Here is an 18477-nt window from a genome sequence, read left to right on the forward strand (position 1 = left end):
GTCACGGCATCGCGGGCAGGATCTGCCCGGTGCAGGGGCCGAACCCGATGCGATAGCCCGCGCCTTCGGCATGGGCGTAAAGCCCGATCTCGTCGCCATCCTCGATAAAGCTGCGTGTCTGACCGTTCACCGTGACCGGCACCTTGCCGCCCTGCGTCATTTCCAAAAGCGCCCCGGTCTGATCGGGCGAAGGCCCCGAAATCGTTCCCGACCCCAAAAGATCGCCAACCCGCATCGGACAGCCCGATTGCGTGTGATGGGCCAGCTGCTGGGCGCTGGAATAATACATGACATTGTAATTCGTGCGCCCCATCGGCTGGCCGTTCATGGTCCAGCCGATCACCATGTCGTAAAAACCCGGCCGGTCCTCGGCCAGATAGGGCAGCAGCGGATTGACCCGTTCGGCCCCCGCGCTGCGGAACGGCTCAAGCGCGGCCTGCGTCACGATCCACGGGCTGATGGTGGTGCCAAGCGCCTTGGACTGGAACGGCCCCAGCGGCTGATATTCCCAGGCCTGAATGTCGCGCGCCGACCAATCGTTCAACAGCACATAGCCAAAGATCATCTCTTCGGCACGGGCGACGCTGACGCGCTCGCCCATCTGGCTGTCCATACCGACGATGGCGCCCAACTCCAGCTCAAGGTCCAGCCGGCGGCAGGCGGTCCATTCCGGCCCGGCCTCGCCCTTGACCTGTCCCATCGGCCGCCGGATCGGCGTCCCGGACACCACGACCGAGGACGCCCGCCCGTTATAGCCGATCGGCATATGCGTCCATTGCGCCGGCAGCGCATTCTCGGGACCGCGAAACAGCACGCCCACGTTAAAGGCATGGTTCTTCGAGGCATAGAAATCGGTGAACTCGGTCACCCGGATCGGCAGATACAGCCGCGCGTCGGCCATCGCGACCAAGGGCAGATCCTCATCCGCCCCCTCGGCCAGCAACGCGGTCAGCCGGTCGCGGACCGCGTTCCATGTCGCCCGCCCCTGCGCGATGAAATCGTTCAGCTGCGGCTGGCCAAAGGCACCCCCCGCCTCGATCAGCCCGCGCGCCTCGCAAGCCGCAAGATCGACGATCATATCCCCGATCGCCACCCCGCAACGCGGCGCATCCCCGGCCACCGAAAACACCCCATAGGGCAGGTTCTGAATGGGAAAATCGCATCCCGCTTCATTCGCAGCCTGAACCCAGCTGCGCAACGGCCGTTCACCCGTCATCGCGACCCCTCTCATCTGTTCGGACGCCCCGCCACCCCATCCGGGAAAACGCGCGGGACCAATATTCCCTGCTTCGTTGACTAGGCCGATTTCGTTTCATTTGCAACTATCATTTCGCAAAATTCGATTCATATGAAACGAAATCATATGCCCGCATCGCCGCGTCACCCCTGCGAAACCCGCCTGCATATCTTCCATGTTCAAATATCCAATCCGGCCGCGCCAACCGCGCGACGGCCCGGATTGCGCGCGCCCGACCGACACGGGCCGCAATTCTTGTTGTCCCCGCAACGGTTTTTTGGTGATCTCCCCTGAAAAGGAGACATATCCATGCCCTTCGAACTGGACGGGTTCCTGCCCTATCGGCTCAGCGTGGCGGCCACCCAGATCAGCCGCCGTTTCGCCGCGCTTTACGGGGCCGAGGCCGGGCTCAGCATCCCCGAATGGCGCGTGCTGGCGCATCTGGACCGCTCGGGCGCGGTCAGCGTGCGCGACATCCACCTGCGGGTGCATCTGGACAAATCCGTGGTCAGCCGCGCCGCCACCCGTCTTGAAGAGGCAGGTTTGCTTCGCAAATCCGAACATCGGACAGACCGCCGGCTGATCGTGCTGGAACTGACGCCCTCGGGACAGGCGCTGATGCGCCGGCTGGGCCGCATCGCCCGGGATTTTCAGGCCCGGCTGGCACAGGAACTGGGCGATGACGGGCCGGCACTGGAACGCGCGCTGAGCCGGCTGATCACTGCGGAACCCGAAAGCCCGGCGCGAAACTAGCCGCCCTGATCGACGCGGCCCGGCCGGGGGAATTGCGCGCCATGGCCGGATTCGGGCTGGGTCACCTGTGCGATGGCCTGATCCAGCGCGGCGACCCCGCGTTCCAGCGCGGCGCGGTCGCGGGCCGACATGGCGGCAAGCACTTCCTCGGCCCGCGCCTCGACCTCGGTAAAGGCAAGACGAAACAGCGCCTCGCCGCGCGCGGTGATCGCGTAATTGCGCAGCCGCCGGTCCGAACCCAGCACCTCACGCGTGATCAGCCCTTTTTCCTCAAGCCGGGTGGCGGCGCGGCTGACCTGAACCTTGTCCAGCGATGTGCGCTGCGACAATTGCAGCGAATCCAGCGTTCCCGCCTCTTCCAAAAGAAACAGAAGCCGCCATTCCTCGCGCGAAAAGCCGTGCTCGCGGCCATAGACGGCGACGAGCTGGCGCGAAAACGCCTCGGCCACCACGGCCAGACGATAGGGGAAAAAGGTTTCAAGACGCATGGCCCACCCGGGGGAAAATGTCGAAAATACGTTTCGATTGCAACAATTGACCCCGATCCGGCGCCAAGATCAAGCCCGGGCGCAAAGCCGGTCGATTTCGTCGCAGCCCGCATGCTAGGCTAAGCGCATGACCCAGCCCGCAGAAACCGCCATCACCGCCCTGTCCGCCCGCGACCTCAGCGCGGCGATCCATGCCCGAACGCTGTCCTGCGTCGAGGTCATGGCCGCCTATCTGGACCGGATCGAGGCCCTGAACCCCGAAGTCAACGCGATCGTCTCGATCCGGCCGCGCGCGCAATTGCTGGCCGAGGCCGCCCGCGCCGATGCCGAGATCGCGGCCGGACGCCCGCGCGGCTGGCTGCATGGCCTGCCACAGGCGCCCAAGGACCTGACCGCGACGCGCGATCTGCCCACGACCAAGGGCTTTCGCGGCCTGCAAAAACATCTGCCGCCGGCCGATTCGGTGCTGGTCGAACGCATGCGCGCCGCCGGCGCCATCCTGATCGGCAAGACCAATACCCCGGAATTCGGGCTTGGCTCGCACACCTATAACGCGCTGTTCGGCACCACCCGGAACGCCTGGGACCAAAGCTGCAGCGCCGGCGGCAGCTCGGGCGGGGCGGCGGTCGCGCTGGCGCTCGACATGCTGCCCGTCGCCGATGGCAGCGACATGATGGGATCGCTGCGCAATCCGGCCGGCTGGAACAATGTCTATGGGCTGCGTCCCAGCGCCGGGCTGGTGCCGATGGCGCCGCAGCCGGAACTGTTTTTCAACCAGCTCAGCACCGAGGGACCGATGGCGCGCAATGTCGCCGATCTGGCGATGCTGCTTTCGGTCGAGGCCGGGCATGACCCCCGCGCACCGCTGTCGCTTGCGGGCGATGGCACGGCCTTCGCCGCGCCGCTCGGGCGCGATGTCGCGGGTGCGCGCATCGGCTGGCTGGGCGATCTGGACGGGCATCTGCCCATGGGCGCGGGGGTTCTGGACACCTGTGCGCAGGGGCTGGCGATCCTGACCGAACTGGGATGCCATGTCGAACCGGCGCGCACGGGCTTTGACATGGACCGGCTGTGGCGGGCCTGGGTGGTGCTGCGCGCGTTCATGGTCTCGGGCAGCCTGGGCGCGCTTTACGACGAACCGCGCGCCCGCAACCTGTTGAAGCCCGAGGCGATCTGGGAAATCGAAACCGGCCGCGCGCTGACCGGGTCACAGATCTATGCCGCCTCGACCACGCGCTCGGCCTGGTATCAGACGCTGCTGGGGCTCTTTGAACGCTATGACTATCTGGTGCTGCCAAGCGCCCAGATCTTTCCCTTTGACGCGGATCTGCACTGGCCGGCCGAAATCGCGGGCCGTGCCATGGACAGCTATCACCGCTGGATGGAGGTGGTCATTCCCGCCACCCTTGCCGGGGCGCCGGCGCTGGCCGTGCCTTCGGGTTTCGGCCCCGAGGGTCCGCAGGCGGGCCTGCCCATGGGTTTGCAGATCATCGCCGCGCCGGGCCGGGATCGCGCGCTGCTGGACCTGGGCCATGCCTATGATCTGGCGCAACCCTTCACGGCGATGAAACCGCCCCTAGCCCGCCGCCGCCCATAGCCGAAAGCGCCGCCCGCCGGTCACCTCGCGCGCAAGGCCCAGATCGCGCAGCCGCGCCAGCAGGCGTTCGGCGGTGTCGCGGCTGATCCCGGCGCGGCCCTCGATCATGGCCGCGCTCAACAGGGGATGGGCGGCCAGTTCGGCGATGACGCGGGCGGGATTGTCGCCCTTGATCCGGGCCGTGGCCTGCATGGCGCGCGCCCGCCAATCGGCCAGCCGCGCCAGTTCCTGCCGCGCCTCGGTCGTGCCATGGATCACCGCGGACAGATGCCGGCGCAGCCGGTCGCCGGGCGGGCCGCCATCGATCCAGACCCCGCGCCCATGCCGCCCAAGCGGCACAAAAGACAGCGCCTCACAGCCCGTGGCCATGTCGCGCGCGGTCCAACAGGCCGATTCGCTCAGCGCCTCGGGCGCGGAAAGCCCGCAAAGCCGCCAGGCGCTGCGCGCCGCCGGGGCGCGGGCGATGGGGATCACGCCCTCCAGCCGCGCGATCAGCACCCGGAATTCGCCGCTTGCCGCGTCGAAATCATCGCCGGTCGGCCGCGCCGCCAAAGGCTCACCCAACCCGCCGATCCCGGTCCGGTACAGCGCCAGAAAGCCGCGCAGATCGGCGGGATCGCCCTGTCCCTCAAGCCGGCGCAGGCCCCAGCGCGCGATACGCATCGCCTCAAGATCGGCCCCGGCGCGGGCCTCCATCAGGTCGCGGCCGATCTCTTCGCGGCGCAGGGGGCGGCCCTGCGCCCAAAGCATCGCCTCGGTCTCGATCAGCGCCAGGCGCAGGATCGCGCCGGCCCGATCCGCCGGGACCATCTCCGCCACAACCTGATCCAGCCGCCCCAGCGCCTGTGCCGCCGCCGCCAGATCGACGGCCAGCGCCGCCTGCGCAGCGCGCCAGCCATCGGCGTCGAACAGCATCCCGGTCATGTCGCCGCCCCTTTCCGATCCCGATCACCACCGCAGAATAAGGCGATCTTGCGGATTGAGGAAAGGCACGGCGCGCCGGATCATTCGCCGTAGGGCACCCAGATATTCTTGACCTGCGTGGCGCGGGTCAGGAAGGACCGGCCCTGCCCCTCGGCGCCGGCCCAGTCGCGGGCGGCGCCATCCTCGCACCAGGTCTGTTTCAGATTGCCGGCCGATGCCGCCTCGACCATCGCGGCGCCTGCATCCGTGCCGAAATACCAAAGCGCGTCCACGTCGTCATGTTCGGCCAACGTTTTCGCAAGCGGATCGCGCTCGCCGGTGACGATATTGATGACGCCGCCCGGCACGTCCGAGGTGTCGATCACCTGATAAAGATCGGTCGCGGCCAAGGGATGCGTCTGCGAGGGCACCGCCACCACCCGGTTCCCCATGGCGATCGCCGGCAGCACCAGCGACACGAAACCCAAAAGCGGATAAGCGACCGGGCAGGCAATGCCCATCACGCCAAGCGGTTCGTGCATGGCCAGCGTCACATGCGCCGATTTCGTCTGATGCACGGCGCCGTCGAACTTGTCGGCCTGCGCGGCATACCAGAAAATGCGGCGTATCGCGGTCTCGACCTCGGTCTGGGCGGCGGACTTGCCCTGACCAAAGCTGCGCAGCCGTTCGGTGAACTCGGCCGCGCGGGCCGAAAGGTTCTCGGCCAGATAATAGAGCACCTGCGCGCGGTTATGCCCGGTCTGCGCGCCCCAGCCGGCGGCCTTATGCGCGGCCTCGACAGCATTGCGGATGTCCTTGCGATTACCCAGACCCGCCAGACCGACTGCCTCTTTGGTGCCCGGAACGGCATAGGAATAGCCGCTGTCGGGGCGTGCCTGTTTGCCGCCGACATAAAGTTTGGCCGTGCGGTCGATGGTGCCCGCCGCCATCTGTTCGGCGGGGGTCGCAACCGGCGCGGGCAGCGCGGCCTCGGGCTTTTTCGCGCGCGGCGCGGGGTGGCGCAGATAGGCGGCCATCCCCTCGCGCCCGCCTTCGCGGCCGAAACCGCTTTCGCGATAGCCGCCGAAACCGGCACCCGCATCGAACAGGTTCGCCGAGTTGATCCAGATGACCCCGGCCCTGATCTTTGCCGCCACATCCAGCGCCAGATTGATGTTTTCCGACCAGACCGAACCGGCCAGCCCATAGCGGGTGTTATTGGCCAGCGCGACCGCATCCTCGGGCGTGCGGAACGGGGTCAGGGTGACGACCGGGCCGAAGATTTCTGCGCTGGCAAGGATCGAGGCCGGCTCGACCTCGGTCACAAAAGTCGGGGGATAGAAACAGCCGGCGGGGGCGCTGCCCTGATGGATCTGCGCGCCCTCGGCCCGGCCCTGTTCGACCAGGCTGCGGATGCGATCCAGCTGCACGGGATGGACGATGGCGCCGATATCGGTGGATTTTTCCAAGGGGTCGCCGACGATCAGCGTTTCCATCCGCCGGGCCAGCAATTCGGTGAACCGCGCCGCCACCGATTCCGCGACCAGAATGCGCGAACCGGCACAGCAGACCTGTCCCTGGTTGAACCAGATCGAGTCGACGACCCCCTCGACCGCCGCGTCCAGATCGGCATCGGCAAAGACGATGAAGGGTGACTTGCCGCCCAGTTCCAGCGTCAGCGCCTTGCCCGATCCGGCGATCTGGCGGCGGATGATGCGCCCGACCTCGGTCGAGCCGGTAAAGGCCACCTTGTCGATGCCGTCATGACCGACAATCGCGGCGCCGGTATCGCCGTCGCCGGTCACGATGTTCAGCACCCCCTTGGGCAGCCCGGCCTCGCGCGCGATTTCGGCCAAGGCCAGCGCGGTCAGGGGGGTGTATTCGGCGGGCTTCAGCACCACGGTATTGCCGGCGGCGAGCGCGGGCGCGACCTTCCATGCCAGCATCAGCAGGGGGAAGTTCCACGGGATCACCTGTCCGCAGACGCCATGGGGGCGCGCGCCGGGGAATTCGTCGGTCATGATCTCGGCCCAGCCGGCATGGTGATAGAAATGGCGGATGACCAGCGGAATGTCGATGTCGCGGCTTTCGCGGATCGGCTTGCCGTTATCCAGCGTCTCCAGCACCGCCAGCAGGCGGGCATGCTGCTGGATGTGACGCGCCAGCGCATAAAGATGCCGCGCCCGGTCGTGACCAGGCAGCGCCGCCCATTTGCCCTGCGCCGCGCGCGCGGCCTTAACCGCCGCGTCCACGTCCGAGGCCGCACCTTGCGAGACGCGGGCGATCACCTTGCCGGTCGCGGGGTTCATCACCTCAAAGAGGTTCGCGGGTTTGGTGAAGGCGCCGTCGATGAAATGGCCGAACCCGTCCTGATGCTTGGCCAGCCAGTCGCGGGCGATGCTGCTGTCCTCGGGGGCGGGGCCGTAATCCATATTGTCCATAATTTCCATGATCTTGTTCATGCCCGTTCCCCCCTATGCCAGCGCCAGCCGCGACGCCGACGAATAGCGCCCGGTGACGTGATGTTCCAACTGCCGCTCGATATCGCCCAGCATCGAGGACGCGCCCAGCCGGAACAGATGCGGGTCCAGCCAGTCGCGGCCCATTTCCTCGCGCATCAGAAACTGCCAGTTCAGCGCGTCCTTGGCCGATTTCATGCCCCCCGCCGGCTTGAAGCCGATGCGTTGGCCGGTCGCGTCGCGATAGTCGCGCAGCGCCCGCACCATCACCAGACTGACCGGCAGGGTGGCGTTCACCCCCTCTTTCCCGGTCGAGGTCTTGATGAAATCGGCGCCCGCCTGCATCGCCACCATGGATGCGGCATAGACATTGCGCAGCGTCTGCAAATCGCCCGTGGCAAGGATCGCCTTGAGATGCGCGGAACCGCAAGCCGCGCGCATGGCGGCGACCTCATCATACAGCGCCTGCCAGTTGCCGGTCAGGACGTGCTCGCGGGTAATGACGATGTCAATCTCATCGGCGCCCTGATCGACGGCATAGCGGATCTCCTCAAGCCGAAGGTGCAGGGGCATCAGTCCGGCGGGAAAGCCGGTGGCAACCGAGGCGACCGGGATCCCCGTCCCCTGCAAGGCGCGCACGGCATGGGTGACCATGGTCGGATAGACGCAGACCGCGCCGGTGGTCAGCCCCATTTCCGCAATGCCAAGACCCGCGACGATATGGGGCGCAAGCGGCTGGCGCGCCTTGGCGCAAAGACGGCGCACACGCTCGGCGGTGTCGTCGCCCGCAAGCGTGGTCAGATCGATACAGCGGATCGCATTGATCAGCCATGCCGCCTGCCAGTCCTTTTTCACGCTGCGCCGCTGGATCAGCGAGGCGGCGCGGCGCTCGGCCGCGCTGCGGTTCACGGGATGGCCCTCGAACATGGCCGCGTCCAGCGCCATGCCGGGGTTGCGGGGGTCGTTTGTCCCGGCCTGCATGGCGGCGGTTTCAGCGGTCATCGGCATGCTCCAATGCGAAAGTTGCGGTCGCCTCGTCGGTGACAAGGATATTTACCAGCCCGGCGCGCAGCGCGCCAAGCGTCACGTCATGCTTGGCCGCGCCCGAGGCGACAGCGATCGCGCGGTCGCGCCCCCGCAGCTCGGGCAGGCTCAGGCCGATGGTGCGCGCGTCCAGCGCCGGATCGGCGACGCGGCCATCACGGTCGATGAACCGGCCCAGCACATCGCCCACGGCCCCGGCCCGCAACAGCGCGGCCATTTCGGCATCGGTCACATTGCCGGAATGCAAAAGCGCCGAATCCGGCCCCGCCGCGCCCAGCGAAAAGACCAGCACCGGCGCGGCACGCGCCAGCGCCAGCACATCGGCAACGATGCGGTCCTGTTCCAGCACCTCGCGCGTGAGACTTGCGCCGACAATCGCGGGCACCGGCAACGGGATCATCCGGCCCGGCCCCTTGCGGGCAAAGGTCTCGGCCACGTCATAGCGGTGGGCGGCGCCCGGCGCGGGGGCGACGGTGCCGTTGATCTGGACCACGGTGACGCCCTCGGCCCAGTCCGGCGCAAGCCAATGCGCCACCGCCGCCATGGTCCGCCCCCAGGACACCCCGATCAGCGCCGGCAAGGGACGCATCGCCGCCAGATATTGCGCCGCCGCCTGCGCCACGCTTTCGCCGCCCTGCCCCGCGGCGTCATGTCCCGCCGCATCGGATCCCGCCGGTCCCGGCACCACCACCGCATCGCGCAGGCCGAACCGGCGGCTCAGGCGCGATTCCAGATCCGGGTGGCGCAGGGTGCGGGGGACGATTTCGATGCGGACGATGCCCTGATCGCGCGCCTCGGCCAAAAGGCGGCTGACCTGCCAGCGGTTGAGCCCGGTTTCCGCCGCGATCTGGGTCAGGGTCCGGTCCTGTTGATAGGTCATGCGCGCGATCCGCACCATCAGATGCTCGCGGCTTTCATCCATGGGCAGGCGGCTTGCGCCGCGTTCGGCAGGTTCAGCCATCGGGGCGCGCCAATATTTGAAAATGTGTCGGCATGTCACGGATGTGATACGCGGGTTGCGGCTCTCCGGCAAGATGATTTCACATTCGTGGTGTGTCTTCACATATGTGGGACCCTGCCCGACATGCCGATCCGCGCCGCCGCTTGTTTTGCGGCGGGGCGATACTTACCCTGTTCTGAACCGTTTGCTCATTGTCCAGAAAGGATGCGCAAAATGACCAAAGCCGACGAGCTGAGCCGCGAACCGACCCGCGATCCGGCGGAATATGATGCCTGGTTCCCCTCGCCCTATTCGCTGTCGCAATACATTCCGCCCAAGACCGATTTCGACGGCGCGCATTACCCCGCCCCGCATAAGGGCGGCAAAAAGATCCTGATGGTCGCCACCGACGAACGCTATGTCCCGACCCGGGGCGGCAAGCTGTTTTCCAGCGGCAATCACCCGGTCGAAACCATGCTGCCGATGATGCATCTGGACGCCGCCGGCTTTGACATCGAGGTCGCGACCCTGTCGGGCAATCCGGTCAAGTTCGAGTTCTGGGCAATGCCCGCCGAGGATGAGGCCGTCGCGGCATTCTATCAGCGCTATCTGCCCCGGTTCCGCGACCCGAAAAAGCTGGCCGATGTGCTGGCCGGACCGATGGACGATTATGCCGCCGTGCTGGTGCCGGGCGGGCACGGCGCGCTGAACGATATCCCCGAAAGCGCGGATATGGCGCGGGCGCTGAACTGGGCCCTGGAAAACGACCGCTATATCGTCACGCTCTGCCACGGGCCTGCCTGCCTGCTGGCACCGGCGGCGGCGGGCGGGGCCAGCTATCCCTTTAACGGCTATGAAATCGTGGTCTTTCCCGATGCGTTGGACGAGGGGGCGAATGTCGATATCGGCTATATCCCCGGTCACCTGCGCTGGCTTTTGGCGGAATCGCTGGAAAAGCTGGGGGTGCGGGTGCTCAACACCGGCATCACCGGCCAGGTCCATCGCGACCGCAAGCTGTTGACCGGGGACAGCCCGCTTGCCTCGAACGCGCTGGGGCGGCTGGCGGCCGAGGCGCTTTTGGCCGATTACCCGGGCTAAGGTACGGGGCCAAGACATGGGGGGCGGCCGCATCGGGCCGCCCCTTTTCAGTGGCGCGGCATCCCCGCCGGCCGCGCCGTGCGCTTTTGCGCGGCGATGCGGAACGGCGCGTTCGGCGCGCCATAGCCGGCGTAATTCCCCTGACGCTGGACGACCTCAAAGAAGAAACCGTCCGGGCGGGCCAGGGAATAAAGCTGAAAGAACTGCCCGCCGGCATCCTCGTCATACATGATATTGGCGGCGCGCATGCGTTCGGTCAGCGCCGGGTCAAGGCCAAAGCGCGCCTCGACATCGGCATAGTAATTCGCCCCGATGCGCAGGATCGGAAAGCCCCGCGCCGCAAGCGCCCGCGCCGTCACAAAAAGGTCGTCGCTGGCGAAGGCGATATGCTGGACCGAGGCGCCAAGGCTTTCTTCGATGAAACGCCCGGCCAGCGTGCGGCGGGTTTCGGCCCCGTTCAGCGTGACCCGCATCCGGCCGGTCCGCACCGCCTGACTGCGCACCAGCCCGTCGGGGTCGATCACATCGACCATCGGCGCCTTTTGGGCGTCAAAGATTTCGGTATAGAACAGCGACGCGCTAAGCATTTCGTCATAGGCCATGGTCTGGGCGATATGGTCGATGCCGGTGATGCCCGCGCCGGGGAACGGACCGGGACCGGACAGGCGGAAATCCACCTCCCAGATATTGCCCAGATCGGATGCGCTGTCGAGAAACCGGATCACGCTGCCGCCGATGCCGCGAATGGCGGGGATGGCCAGCTCGCCCGCGCCGGCGTCCTGTTGATGCGACTGCGCCATAAGCGCGACACCGCGATCATGACCGGCCTGCGCGTCGGCGACCCGCAGCCCGATTTCCGACACCGTGGTGCCATGCGCGACATAAGAGGTATGGGCAAATCCGGTGCTGTCGGTATTGACCAACAGATTGGCGCCGCCCTGCCGCCACAGGCTGACCGGTTTCGACACATGCCGCCCCGCCGGTTCGAACCCGGCGCTGCGCAACAGCGTCTCAAGATCGCCGGCATCGGTCTGGCTGGTGGCGAATTCGATGAATTCGACCTGTTCGACCGGGGCCGGGGCCGGAAAGGGCGGCAGATCGACCGACAGCGCCGGTTCGGCGCGCCGCGCCCGGTCCAGAACGCCGATCAGGCTGCGATGACCGTCCTGCGCCACCAGACGCGGCAGGCCCGAGCGGAACTGATCGTTGAAAATTTCCAGGCTCAGCGGCCCCGCATAGCCGGTGGCAAGGATGGCGCGCATGAAGCGGGTGACGTCCAGATCCCCCTCGCCCGGCATATTGCGGAAATGCCGCGACCAATAGAGCAGGTCCATGTCGATGGCCGGCGCATCGGCCAGCTGGACGAAAAAGATCCGGTCGCCGGGAATGGCGCGGATCGTGTCAGGGTCGATCCGCCGCGCCAGCGTGTGAAAGCTGTCGAGGATCAGCCCGACATGGGGATGATCGGCGCGGCGCACCACCTCCCACGCATCGCGGTGGTCGTTGACGAAACGGCCCCAGCACAGCGCCTCGAACCCGACGCGGACATCATAGCGCGCGGCCAGATCGCCCAGATCGCGGAAATCCTGGGCCATGCGGTCGATGCCGCCCATCGCCGCCGGATGCGTCGAGGAACAGACCAGCATCAGATCGGTGCCCAGCTGATTCATCAGCTCGAATTTGCGGGCGGCGCGGGCAAAGGCGCGGGCACGATAAGGTTCGGGCAGGCCCTCGAAATCGCGAAACGGCTGGAACAGGGTGATTTCCAGCCCGTGATCGCGCACCATCTGGCCGACCTCGGCGGGGCTGTGATCGGATGCGATGAAATCCTGTTCGAAAATCTCGATCCCGTCAAAGCCCGCCCCCGCGATGGCGGCAAGCTTGCCGGTCAGATTGCCCGACAGGGATACGGTCGCGATCGAGGTTTTCATTCCGTATCCTTTCCATCGGCAAGATCCCGGCGCAGCCGCGCCTCATCCAGCGGCAGGCCGGTGAACAGCGCCCAGGAATCCAGCCCCTGCCCGATGAACAGCTCATAGCCGGAAATGACCTGAAGCCCCTCGGCCGCCGCATCTTGCAGGAATTGCGTATCGACCGGCGTATAGACCGCGTCAAAGGCCCAGGCCGCGCCGCGCATCCGGTCGCGCGGCAGGGGCGTGCCCTCATAGCCCACCATGCCCACAGGGGTGCAGTTCACGATGCCCGCCGCCCCCGCCGCCAGTCCCACGGCATCGGTGCCGGTGCGGGTGACAAGATCCGGGCGCGCGGCGCGCAGCGCATCGGCCAGCGCCTGTGCCTTGGGCAGGTCGCGGTCGGCGATGCGGATTTCGCGCAGGCCAAGCGCGATCAGACCAAAGGCGATGGCCTTGCCGACACCGCCCGCGCCGATCATCAGCACCGGCCCCGGCGGCTGTTCGCCCCGCACCCAGCGATAGGCCAGGATGAACCCCGAATGATCGGTATTGAACCCGTGCGGCCCACCGGCATCGAAAATGACGGTATTGACCGCCCCGATGGCCCGCACCAGCGGATCGTCCACGGTGACCTTGGCCGCCGCGCGTTCCTTATAGGGATAGGTGACATTCACCGCGCGGTAACCCGCCTCGGCGACATGGGCGAACAGCGCGTCGAATGGCATCTGCATCCGGGCCGGGATCAGCCGGTCATAGGTCACGCGGACACCGTTCTGCGATCCCGCCAGACGGTGCAGGCGCGGCGATTGCGAGGCAAGGATATTGTCCCCGATCAGGCCAAGACGAATATCGGCAGTCATGCGGATTACCTTTCCGAAGAGGTTGCGCCCCGGCCCGGAAGCGCCGCGCCCAAAGCGCCGGCGCCACGGGCCCGGGACATGGCTCAGGCCGGCTTGCGGCGGCGGATCATCCGCCAGACCGGCGTATTCGACAGGATGATCAGACAGACCGCCAGAAACAGGCACAGCGACAGCGGGCTGGTCACGATGCCCCGCATCAGCCCGCCCAGGCTTTCCTGTTCCGAGATGATCGCCCGGCGCCAGTTGTCATCCAGAAGCCGGCTGAGGATCACACCCAGAATGACCGGACCCAGGGGATAGCCGTATTCCTTCATGAAATAGCCAAAGACGCCAAAGCCCAGCATCCAATAGACATCCGTCAGGCTGTTGTTGACCGCATAGGCGCCGACGATAGACAGGACCAGAATGACCGGCAACAGCACGGTGCGCGGCAGCTCGACGATTTTCACGAAAAGCCGGATCCCGGTCAGCCCAAAGATCAGCATGAAGATATTGGCCAGCATCAGCGAGCCGACAATGAACCAGAACATATGCGGCTGTTCGACCATCAGCATCGGCCCGGGATTCAGCCCGTGAATGAACAGCGCCCCGATCATGATCGCGGTCACCGCATCCCCCGGAATGCCCAGCGTCATCATCGGGATAAAGGCCCCGCCGACGGCGGCATTGTTGGCGGTCTCGGGCGCAACCAGCCCCTCGACCGCGCCCTTGCCAAAGGGGGTTTCGGGATTGCGGGTGGTGCGCTTGGCATAGTCATAGGCCATCAGCGCCGCGATATCGCCGCCGGTGCCGGGCAGCGCGCCGACCACCGTGCCGATGGTCGAGGTTTGCAGGCCCAGCGGCAGATGCTTGCGGACCCGCGACCATGACGGGATGATGCCGGTGATCTTTTGCTTGACGGCGGGCGTGTTGACGCTGTGCAACTGGGCCAGCGCCTCGGCCACGCCGAACATGCCGATCATCACCGCCACAAAGGAAACCCCGCCCCGCAGCGCGTCGATTTCAAAGACAAAGCGGTCCTGCACGGTCAGCGGATCCATCCCCACCGCGCCGATGGCGATGCCAAGCGCGCCGGAAAACACCCCCTTGATCAGGCTTTCGCCCGAAAGCGACCCGACCAGCAGGATCCCCATGATCGCAAGCAGCATGAAATCGCGCGGCTGAAAGCGGATGGCGAAATCCGAAAGCGACGGCGCAAACAGCGCCAGCGCAAGGATGCCGATGAACCCGCCGATGAACGAGACGACCGTGACGATGCCGATCGCCTCGCCCGCGCGCCCCTGCTGGGCCAATGGAAAGCCGTCCAGGGCGGTGGCGATGGCCGAGGGCGCGCCGGGGATGTTCAACAGGATCGCCGTGCGCGAACCGCCATAGACACCCCCCATATAGATGCCGATCATCAGGGCCAGCGCCGGATAGACATCCCATGAAAAGGTGAATGAAATCAGGATCGAAACGGCCATGGTGACCGAAAGCCCCGGAATGGCGCCGACATAGATGCCGGCAAATGTGCCGACCGCGACCAGACCCAAAAGCTTGAGATCGGTCACCGGCATCAGGAAATCTGCAAGAATGCTCATGATGGCCTCGGCTCAGAACAGGGATGACAGCCAGGCGATGATCTCGCCCTCGGGGACGATGCCCTGCGGCATCAGCACGGCAAAGATCAGCCGGAAAATCAGATAGATCAGCGCCACCGTGCCCACCGACACGCCCAGGCAAAAGCCCCAGCCGCGCCCCGACAGGTAACGGACCATCACCAGCAAAAACAGGATCGAGGTCGGGATAAAGCCCAAAGGTTGCAACGCGACCGCGTAAAGCGCCACCATGACGATGGTCACGATGATCGGCATCGGGATGATATTGCCGGTCAGCGTCTCGGTGGTGCCGGGTTTCTTGCGCAGCACCTCCCACAGGATGGTGCCCGAGGAATAGATCATCACGAAGGTCGTCGCCATCGGCACCACGCCGGGCGAGGACAGCGCCTCGAAACCGGAAATGCCGTAGGCCGACCAGAACAGGAACAGGCTGGCCAGAAACAGGAACAGGTTGAACGCAAGTTCGCCGGGGCGCCGTGTGGGTGTCGTCTGCATCGCGGGACCTCCCTTGGTCATGGTGCGAAAATGGCGGCGCCGCCCCTGATGCAGAACGATACGGGGGCGGCGCCTTTTCGGTTCACGTCATCCGGGGATCAGGGCTTGGCGATGCCGAATTCCTCGGGGGATTTCTTGGCGATGCCGCCTTCCCAGATCAGCCACGAGGTCTTGGCCTGCCATTCGTCCAGGAATTTCTGCGCATCGGCACCCGACAGCGACAGCATCTTGTAGCCGCGCCCGTCCATCAGCTTGACGAAATCCTCGTTCTTGGCGCCGGCGGCAAAGGCCTCGGTCAGCTTGGCCACCACGTCGTCGGGGGTGCCTTTCTTGACAAAGACGCCAAAGAACGGACCCCAGGGCAGCAGATCGGCAAATTCCGGGTTCGTGTCGATCACGGTCTTGGTGTCGGGCAATTGCGGCACCGCCTCGGTGTCGAAAATCGCGATGGGCTTCATCTTGCCGCCCTTGATCGATTCCAGCGCCGCGCCCAGAACCGCCGGCATCACGTCGATGGCGCCGCCCTGCAACGCGGTCAGCGCCGGGCCATCGCCGTCATAGGGTACAAAGGTCACCTCGATCGGCGCTTTGGACTGGATCATGGTGGATACGACCGAAGGCAGGCCGCCCGGCCCGGTCGAGCCGAACTTGACCGATTTCGGGTTCGCCTTGATGTATTCGATCATCTCGGGAAAGGTGTCGAAGGGCGCATCGGGACGCGCGACCAGGATCGGAATACCGCGCGCCAGCACGTTCACCGGCACGAAATCGGAATAGTCCTTTTTGCCAAGCTGCATCACCTTGTAAAGCAGCGGGTTTTCCGCCCCGTAAAGCAACGTATAGCCATCGGCATCGGCCCGTTCCGCCTGGGCAAGACCGATGGCGCCGACGCCGCCGGTGACGTTTTGCAAGATCACCTTGCCGCCCAGCACTTCCTCGGCATGGGGCGTGACCGAGCGCGCGACGGTGTCGGTCGAACCGCCCGCGCCCCATTGGATAATGCCCTGAATGTCCTTTTCAGGATATTCGGCCAGCGCCGGCACGGTTGCCAGACCCAGCGCGACCACCGCGCCAAATACGGATTTAAGCATGAAACTCCCTCCCGGTTATATCTGTGGCCCGGTTCCTCGGCCGGGGCCTGTGGGTGACAAGATCGTCGAATGACGTCTTAACTGCAAATACTGATCTGATCCGATAATTAACATGATGTTAATTCTTGCCCTGAAGCAAACGATCAGCATCCCAATTCTGGCGGGCGGTCGCGGCGGCCAGTTCGCGGCGGAACCGGTCAATGGCAAATTCCGCGAAACTTGTGATCTGGCGGCCTTTTTTCAGCACCGCATAGGCGGTGATGCTGGCGCTTTCGCGCAGCGGCAGGCGGACCAGACCGGGCATATAGACCTCGGCCACGGAAAACTCGTCGATCACGGCGACGCCCAGCCCGTGGCGCACCAGGCTGACCATGGTCTGGGCGAATCGGCCGCGCATGGTGTGGCGCGGCACCAACCCCTGATCGGAAAAGGCCCGCGCCAGAATCGCGCCATAGGGGTCGCTGGGATCCATGCCGATAAAGGGATAGCCCACGAGCTCATGGACCGACACGTCGCGCTGTGCGGCCAGCGGATGCCCCTCGGGGACGATGGCGACGATGCGGCCGGTGACCAGCGGCAGGTTCTCGACCGCCGGATTATCCAGGGCCGAGCTCATGAACACGACCTCGCCCTGTTCCAGCAACAGATAGTCCAGCGTTTCCTCGATCTTGAGGATGTTGAGATCGATCATCAGATCGGGAAAGCGCTGGCGGATCGCACGGATCGCGCGCGCGGCGATGAATTGCGCGATGGACGGCGCCGAGGCAAAGGCCAGCGTCACCTCTTCGCCCTTGCGCAGCGCCGTGACGGCGCTGTTGAGGTTTTCGATCTGGCGATGCACCTGATTGAGCATGGCAAAGATCGCGCGGGCCTCATGCGCGGGCACGAAGACGCCGGCCTTGCGTTCGAAAAGCCGCAACCCCAGCCCCGATTCCGTGTGCTTGAGCAACCGGCTGATCCCCGGCGCCGAGACGCCCAGCAATTCGGCCGCGCCCTGAATCGTGCCCGTGATCATCACGGCACGGATCACCTCGATCTGGCGCAGGGTCAGTTCCTTCATGCAGGGATGCTAGCAGAGCGGCGCCGTCTGACCAGAGTTTGATTTCTGAAACATCATCCGATATTGGATCGGTATTCCAGTTTCGTGAACGCCATGACCCGCCCGATCTCGCTGGCGCATCTTACCGTCATCGACCTTGCGCCGCCGGCGATGATCCGGCTGGCCGCCGATCTGGGCTATGATGCGGTGGGGCTGCGGCTGATCCGCGTCACGCCCGACAGCCCCGGCTATCCGCTGATGGAAAACGCGCCGATGATGCGCGAAACCCGCGCCGCGCTGGCGGATACCGGATTGCGGGTGCAGGATATCGAATTCGTCCGCATCAATCCCGATTTCGACCCCGGCCCGCTGGCAGGTTTTCTGGCCGCCGGGGCGGAACTTGGCGCAAGACAGGTGATTTGCGCGCCCTATGATCCCGACCTGTCGCGGCTGGCCGGCAATCTTGCCCGGATGGCGGCGGCCTGTCGCGCGCATGGCTTGCAGGCGGTGCTGGAATTTTTCCCTTGGACATCGGTGCCCGATCTGGCCACCGCGCTCGACGTGATCGCGGCCAGCGGCGACCCGGATCTGGGCGTGCTGGTCGATACGCTGCATTTCAACCGCTCGGGCAGCGGCATGGAGGATCTGGCCCGCGCCCTGCCCCGGATGCCGTTCCTGCATCTGTGCGATGCGCCGGTTCAGACGGCCTATAGCACCGACGAGCTGTTCTTTGCCGGCCGGGTCGAGCGTCTGCCCCCCGGCGCCGGTCAGATCCCGCTGGTCCCGATTCTGCGCGCGCTGCCCGGCGACATGCCCGTCGCGCTGGAAATCCCGATGACGGCGCTGAGCGTGGCCAAGGGGCCCCGCGCCGCCGCGGCCCTGGCCCTCGACGCCGCGCGAAAGCTCTTGCGCGACCTTTGATCGCGGCCCGTTTGGTGTTGAAAAAACCGGCAATCCCCCGG

At 65.9% G+C, this 18477-nt stretch carries 16 protein-coding genes; 4 read left to right on the forward strand and 12 right to left on the reverse strand.

The features are described 5' to 3' along the window. Position 1 precedes the first annotated feature (1 nt). Complete coding sequence (gene fahA, locus ACFOMH_RS14390; protein ID WP_377745299.1) at positions 2-1216, reverse strand: fumarylacetoacetase; 1215 nt, start codon at positions 1214-1216, stop codon at positions 2-4. Between the two features lie 330 nt (positions 1217-1546). On the opposite strand from fahA, the gene ACFOMH_RS14395 reads away from it, so the two are divergent. Beyond that, a complete protein-coding gene (locus ACFOMH_RS14395) occupies positions 1547-1990 on the forward strand; it encodes a MarR family winged helix-turn-helix transcriptional regulator (RefSeq protein ID WP_377745300.1) in 444 nt (147 codons plus the stop codon). On the opposite strand, the gene ACFOMH_RS14400 is transcribed toward ACFOMH_RS14395, so the two are convergent. After that, positions 1987-2478 carry a MarR family winged helix-turn-helix transcriptional regulator gene (locus tag ACFOMH_RS14400; protein ID WP_377745302.1) on the reverse strand — a complete coding sequence of 164 codons (492 nt, stop codon included), beginning with the start codon at positions 2476-2478 and terminating at the stop codon, positions 1987-1989. The two genes, ACFOMH_RS14395 and ACFOMH_RS14400, sit on opposite strands and share 4 nt — an antisense overlap. A gap of 127 nt (positions 2479-2605) precedes the next feature. Here ACFOMH_RS14400 and ACFOMH_RS14405 point away from each other — a divergent pair, with 127 nt between their 5' ends. Continuing rightward, positions 2606-4075: an amidase gene (locus ACFOMH_RS14405; protein ID WP_377745303.1), complete on the forward strand. Its 1470-nt coding sequence runs from the start codon at positions 2606-2608 to the stop codon at positions 4073-4075. Here ACFOMH_RS14405 and ACFOMH_RS14410 read toward each other — a convergent pair. The 4 genes from ACFOMH_RS14410 to ACFOMH_RS14425 all read right to left on the reverse strand — a co-directional run bounded on the left by ACFOMH_RS14410 (position 4055) and on the right by ACFOMH_RS14425 (position 9442). Further along, positions 4055-4999: a helix-turn-helix domain-containing protein gene (locus ACFOMH_RS14410; RefSeq protein ID WP_377745304.1), complete on the reverse strand. Its 945-nt coding sequence runs from the start codon at positions 4997-4999 to the stop codon at positions 4055-4057. The genes ACFOMH_RS14405 and ACFOMH_RS14410 overlap by 21 nt on opposite strands. Positions 5000-5079: 80 nt before the next feature. Further along, a complete protein-coding gene (locus ACFOMH_RS14415) occupies positions 5080-7440 on the reverse strand; it encodes an aldehyde dehydrogenase family protein (RefSeq protein WP_377745306.1) in 2361 nt (786 codons plus the stop codon). A gap of 12 nt (positions 7441-7452) precedes the next feature. Further along, complete coding sequence (gene deoC, locus ACFOMH_RS14420; protein WP_377745308.1) at positions 7453-8439, reverse strand: deoxyribose-phosphate aldolase; 987 nt, start codon at positions 8437-8439, stop codon at positions 7453-7455. Then, a complete protein-coding gene (locus ACFOMH_RS14425) occupies positions 8429-9442 on the reverse strand; it encodes a sugar-binding transcriptional regulator (RefSeq protein WP_377745309.1) in 1014 nt (337 codons plus the stop codon). The genes deoC and ACFOMH_RS14425 overlap by 11 nt, the downstream gene beginning before the upstream one ends. A gap of 213 nt (positions 9443-9655) precedes the next feature. Here ACFOMH_RS14425 and hchA point away from each other — a divergent pair, with 213 nt between their 5' ends. Beyond that, a complete protein-coding gene (gene hchA / locus ACFOMH_RS14430) occupies positions 9656-10519 on the forward strand; it encodes a glyoxalase III HchA (protein WP_377745311.1) in 864 nt (287 codons plus the stop codon). A gap of 47 nt (positions 10520-10566) precedes the next feature. Here the strand turns inward: hchA and ACFOMH_RS14435 are convergent, their stop codons facing one another. The 6 genes from ACFOMH_RS14435 to ACFOMH_RS14460 all read right to left on the reverse strand — a co-directional run bounded on the left by ACFOMH_RS14435 (position 10567) and on the right by ACFOMH_RS14460 (position 17536). Then, on the reverse strand, positions 10567-12450 hold the full coding sequence (locus tag ACFOMH_RS14435) for a bifunctional sugar phosphate isomerase/epimerase/4-hydroxyphenylpyruvate dioxygenase family protein (protein WP_377745313.1): 1884 nt from the start codon (positions 12448-12450) through the stop codon (positions 10567-10569). Then, positions 12447-13292, reverse strand: a complete 846-nt coding sequence (locus tag ACFOMH_RS14440) for a shikimate dehydrogenase family protein (RefSeq protein WP_377745315.1) — start codon at positions 13290-13292, stop codon at positions 12447-12449. Before ACFOMH_RS14440 ends, ACFOMH_RS14435 begins: the two co-directional genes overlap by 4 nt. Before the next feature lie 83 nt (positions 13293-13375). Beyond that, the gene (locus ACFOMH_RS14445) at positions 13376-14872 is read right to left on the reverse strand and encodes a tripartite tricarboxylate transporter permease (protein ID WP_374426672.1); all 1497 of its coding nucleotides are present in this window, start codon (positions 14870-14872) and stop codon (positions 13376-13378) included. Positions 14873-14884: 12 nt separating this feature from the next. Then, positions 14885-15385, reverse strand: a complete 501-nt coding sequence (locus tag ACFOMH_RS14450) for a tripartite tricarboxylate transporter TctB family protein (protein WP_374426669.1) — start codon at positions 15383-15385, stop codon at positions 14885-14887. Between the two features lie 98 nt (positions 15386-15483). Beyond that, complete coding sequence (locus tag ACFOMH_RS14455; RefSeq protein WP_377745318.1) at positions 15484-16476, reverse strand: tripartite tricarboxylate transporter substrate binding protein; 993 nt, start codon at positions 16474-16476, stop codon at positions 15484-15486. Positions 16477-16594: 118 nt separating this feature from the next. Then, positions 16595-17536, reverse strand: coding sequence for a LysR family transcriptional regulator (locus ACFOMH_RS14460; protein ID WP_377745319.1), 942 nt, complete (start codon positions 17534-17536; stop codon positions 16595-16597). 93 nt (positions 17537-17629) lie between these two features. Here ACFOMH_RS14460 and ACFOMH_RS14465 point away from each other — a divergent pair, with 93 nt between their 5' ends. Then, positions 17630-18436: a sugar phosphate isomerase/epimerase family protein gene (locus tag ACFOMH_RS14465; RefSeq protein ID WP_377745321.1), complete on the forward strand. Its 807-nt coding sequence runs from the start codon at positions 17630-17632 to the stop codon at positions 18434-18436. Positions 18437-18477 lie beyond the last annotated feature (41 nt).

Source organism: Paracoccus mangrovi, assembly GCF_042648425.1.
Lineage (GTDB): Bacteria > Pseudomonadota > Alphaproteobacteria > Rhodobacterales > Rhodobacteraceae > Paracoccus > Paracoccus mangrovi.

Coding starts and splice junctions, on each gene's coding strand:
- ACFOMH_RS14450 (WP_374426669.1), bottom strand. CDS start 15,385: ATGCAGACGACACCCACACGGCGCCCCGGCGAACTTGCGTTCAACCTG.
- ACFOMH_RS14400 (WP_377745302.1), bottom strand. CDS start 2,478: ATGCGTCTTGAAACCTTTTTCCCCTATCGTCTGGCCGTGGTGGCCGAG.
- ACFOMH_RS14435 (WP_377745313.1), bottom strand. CDS start 12,450: ATGAAAACCTCGATCGCGACCGTATCCCTGTCGGGCAATCTGACCGGC.
- ACFOMH_RS14410 (WP_377745304.1), bottom strand. CDS start 4,999: ATGACCGGGATGCTGTTCGACGCCGATGGCTGGCGCGCTGCGCAGGCG.
- ACFOMH_RS14460 (WP_377745319.1), bottom strand. CDS start 17,536: ATGAAGGAACTGACCCTGCGCCAGATCGAGGTGATCCGTGCCGTGATG.
- ACFOMH_RS14445 (WP_374426672.1), bottom strand. CDS start 14,872: ATGAGCATTCTTGCAGATTTCCTGATGCCGGTGACCGATCTCAAGCTT.
- fahA (WP_377745299.1), bottom strand. CDS start 1,216: ATGACGGGTGAACGGCCGTTGCGCAGCTGGGTTCAGGCTGCGAATGAA.
- ACFOMH_RS14425 (WP_377745309.1), bottom strand. CDS start 9,442: ATGGCTGAACCTGCCGAACGCGGCGCAAGCCGCCTGCCCATGGATGAA.
- ACFOMH_RS14395 (WP_377745300.1), top strand. CDS start 1,547: ATGCCCTTCGAACTGGACGGGTTCCTGCCCTATCGGCTCAGCGTGGCG.
- hchA (WP_377745311.1), top strand. CDS start 9,656: ATGACCAAAGCCGACGAGCTGAGCCGCGAACCGACCCGCGATCCGGCG.
- ACFOMH_RS14405 (WP_377745303.1), top strand. CDS start 2,606: ATGACCCAGCCCGCAGAAACCGCCATCACCGCCCTGTCCGCCCGCGAC.
- deoC (WP_377745308.1), bottom strand. CDS start 8,439: ATGACCGCTGAAACCGCCGCCATGCAGGCCGGGACAAACGACCCCCGC.
- ACFOMH_RS14465 (WP_377745321.1), top strand. CDS start 17,630: ATGACCCGCCCGATCTCGCTGGCGCATCTTACCGTCATCGACCTTGCG.
- ACFOMH_RS14415 (WP_377745306.1), bottom strand. CDS start 7,440: ATGAACAAGATCATGGAAATTATGGACAATATGGATTACGGCCCCGCC.
- ACFOMH_RS14455 (WP_377745318.1), bottom strand. CDS start 16,476: ATGCTTAAATCCGTATTTGGCGCGGTGGTCGCGCTGGGTCTGGCAACC.
- ACFOMH_RS14440 (WP_377745315.1), bottom strand. CDS start 13,292: ATGACTGCCGATATTCGTCTTGGCCTGATCGGGGACAATATCCTTGCC.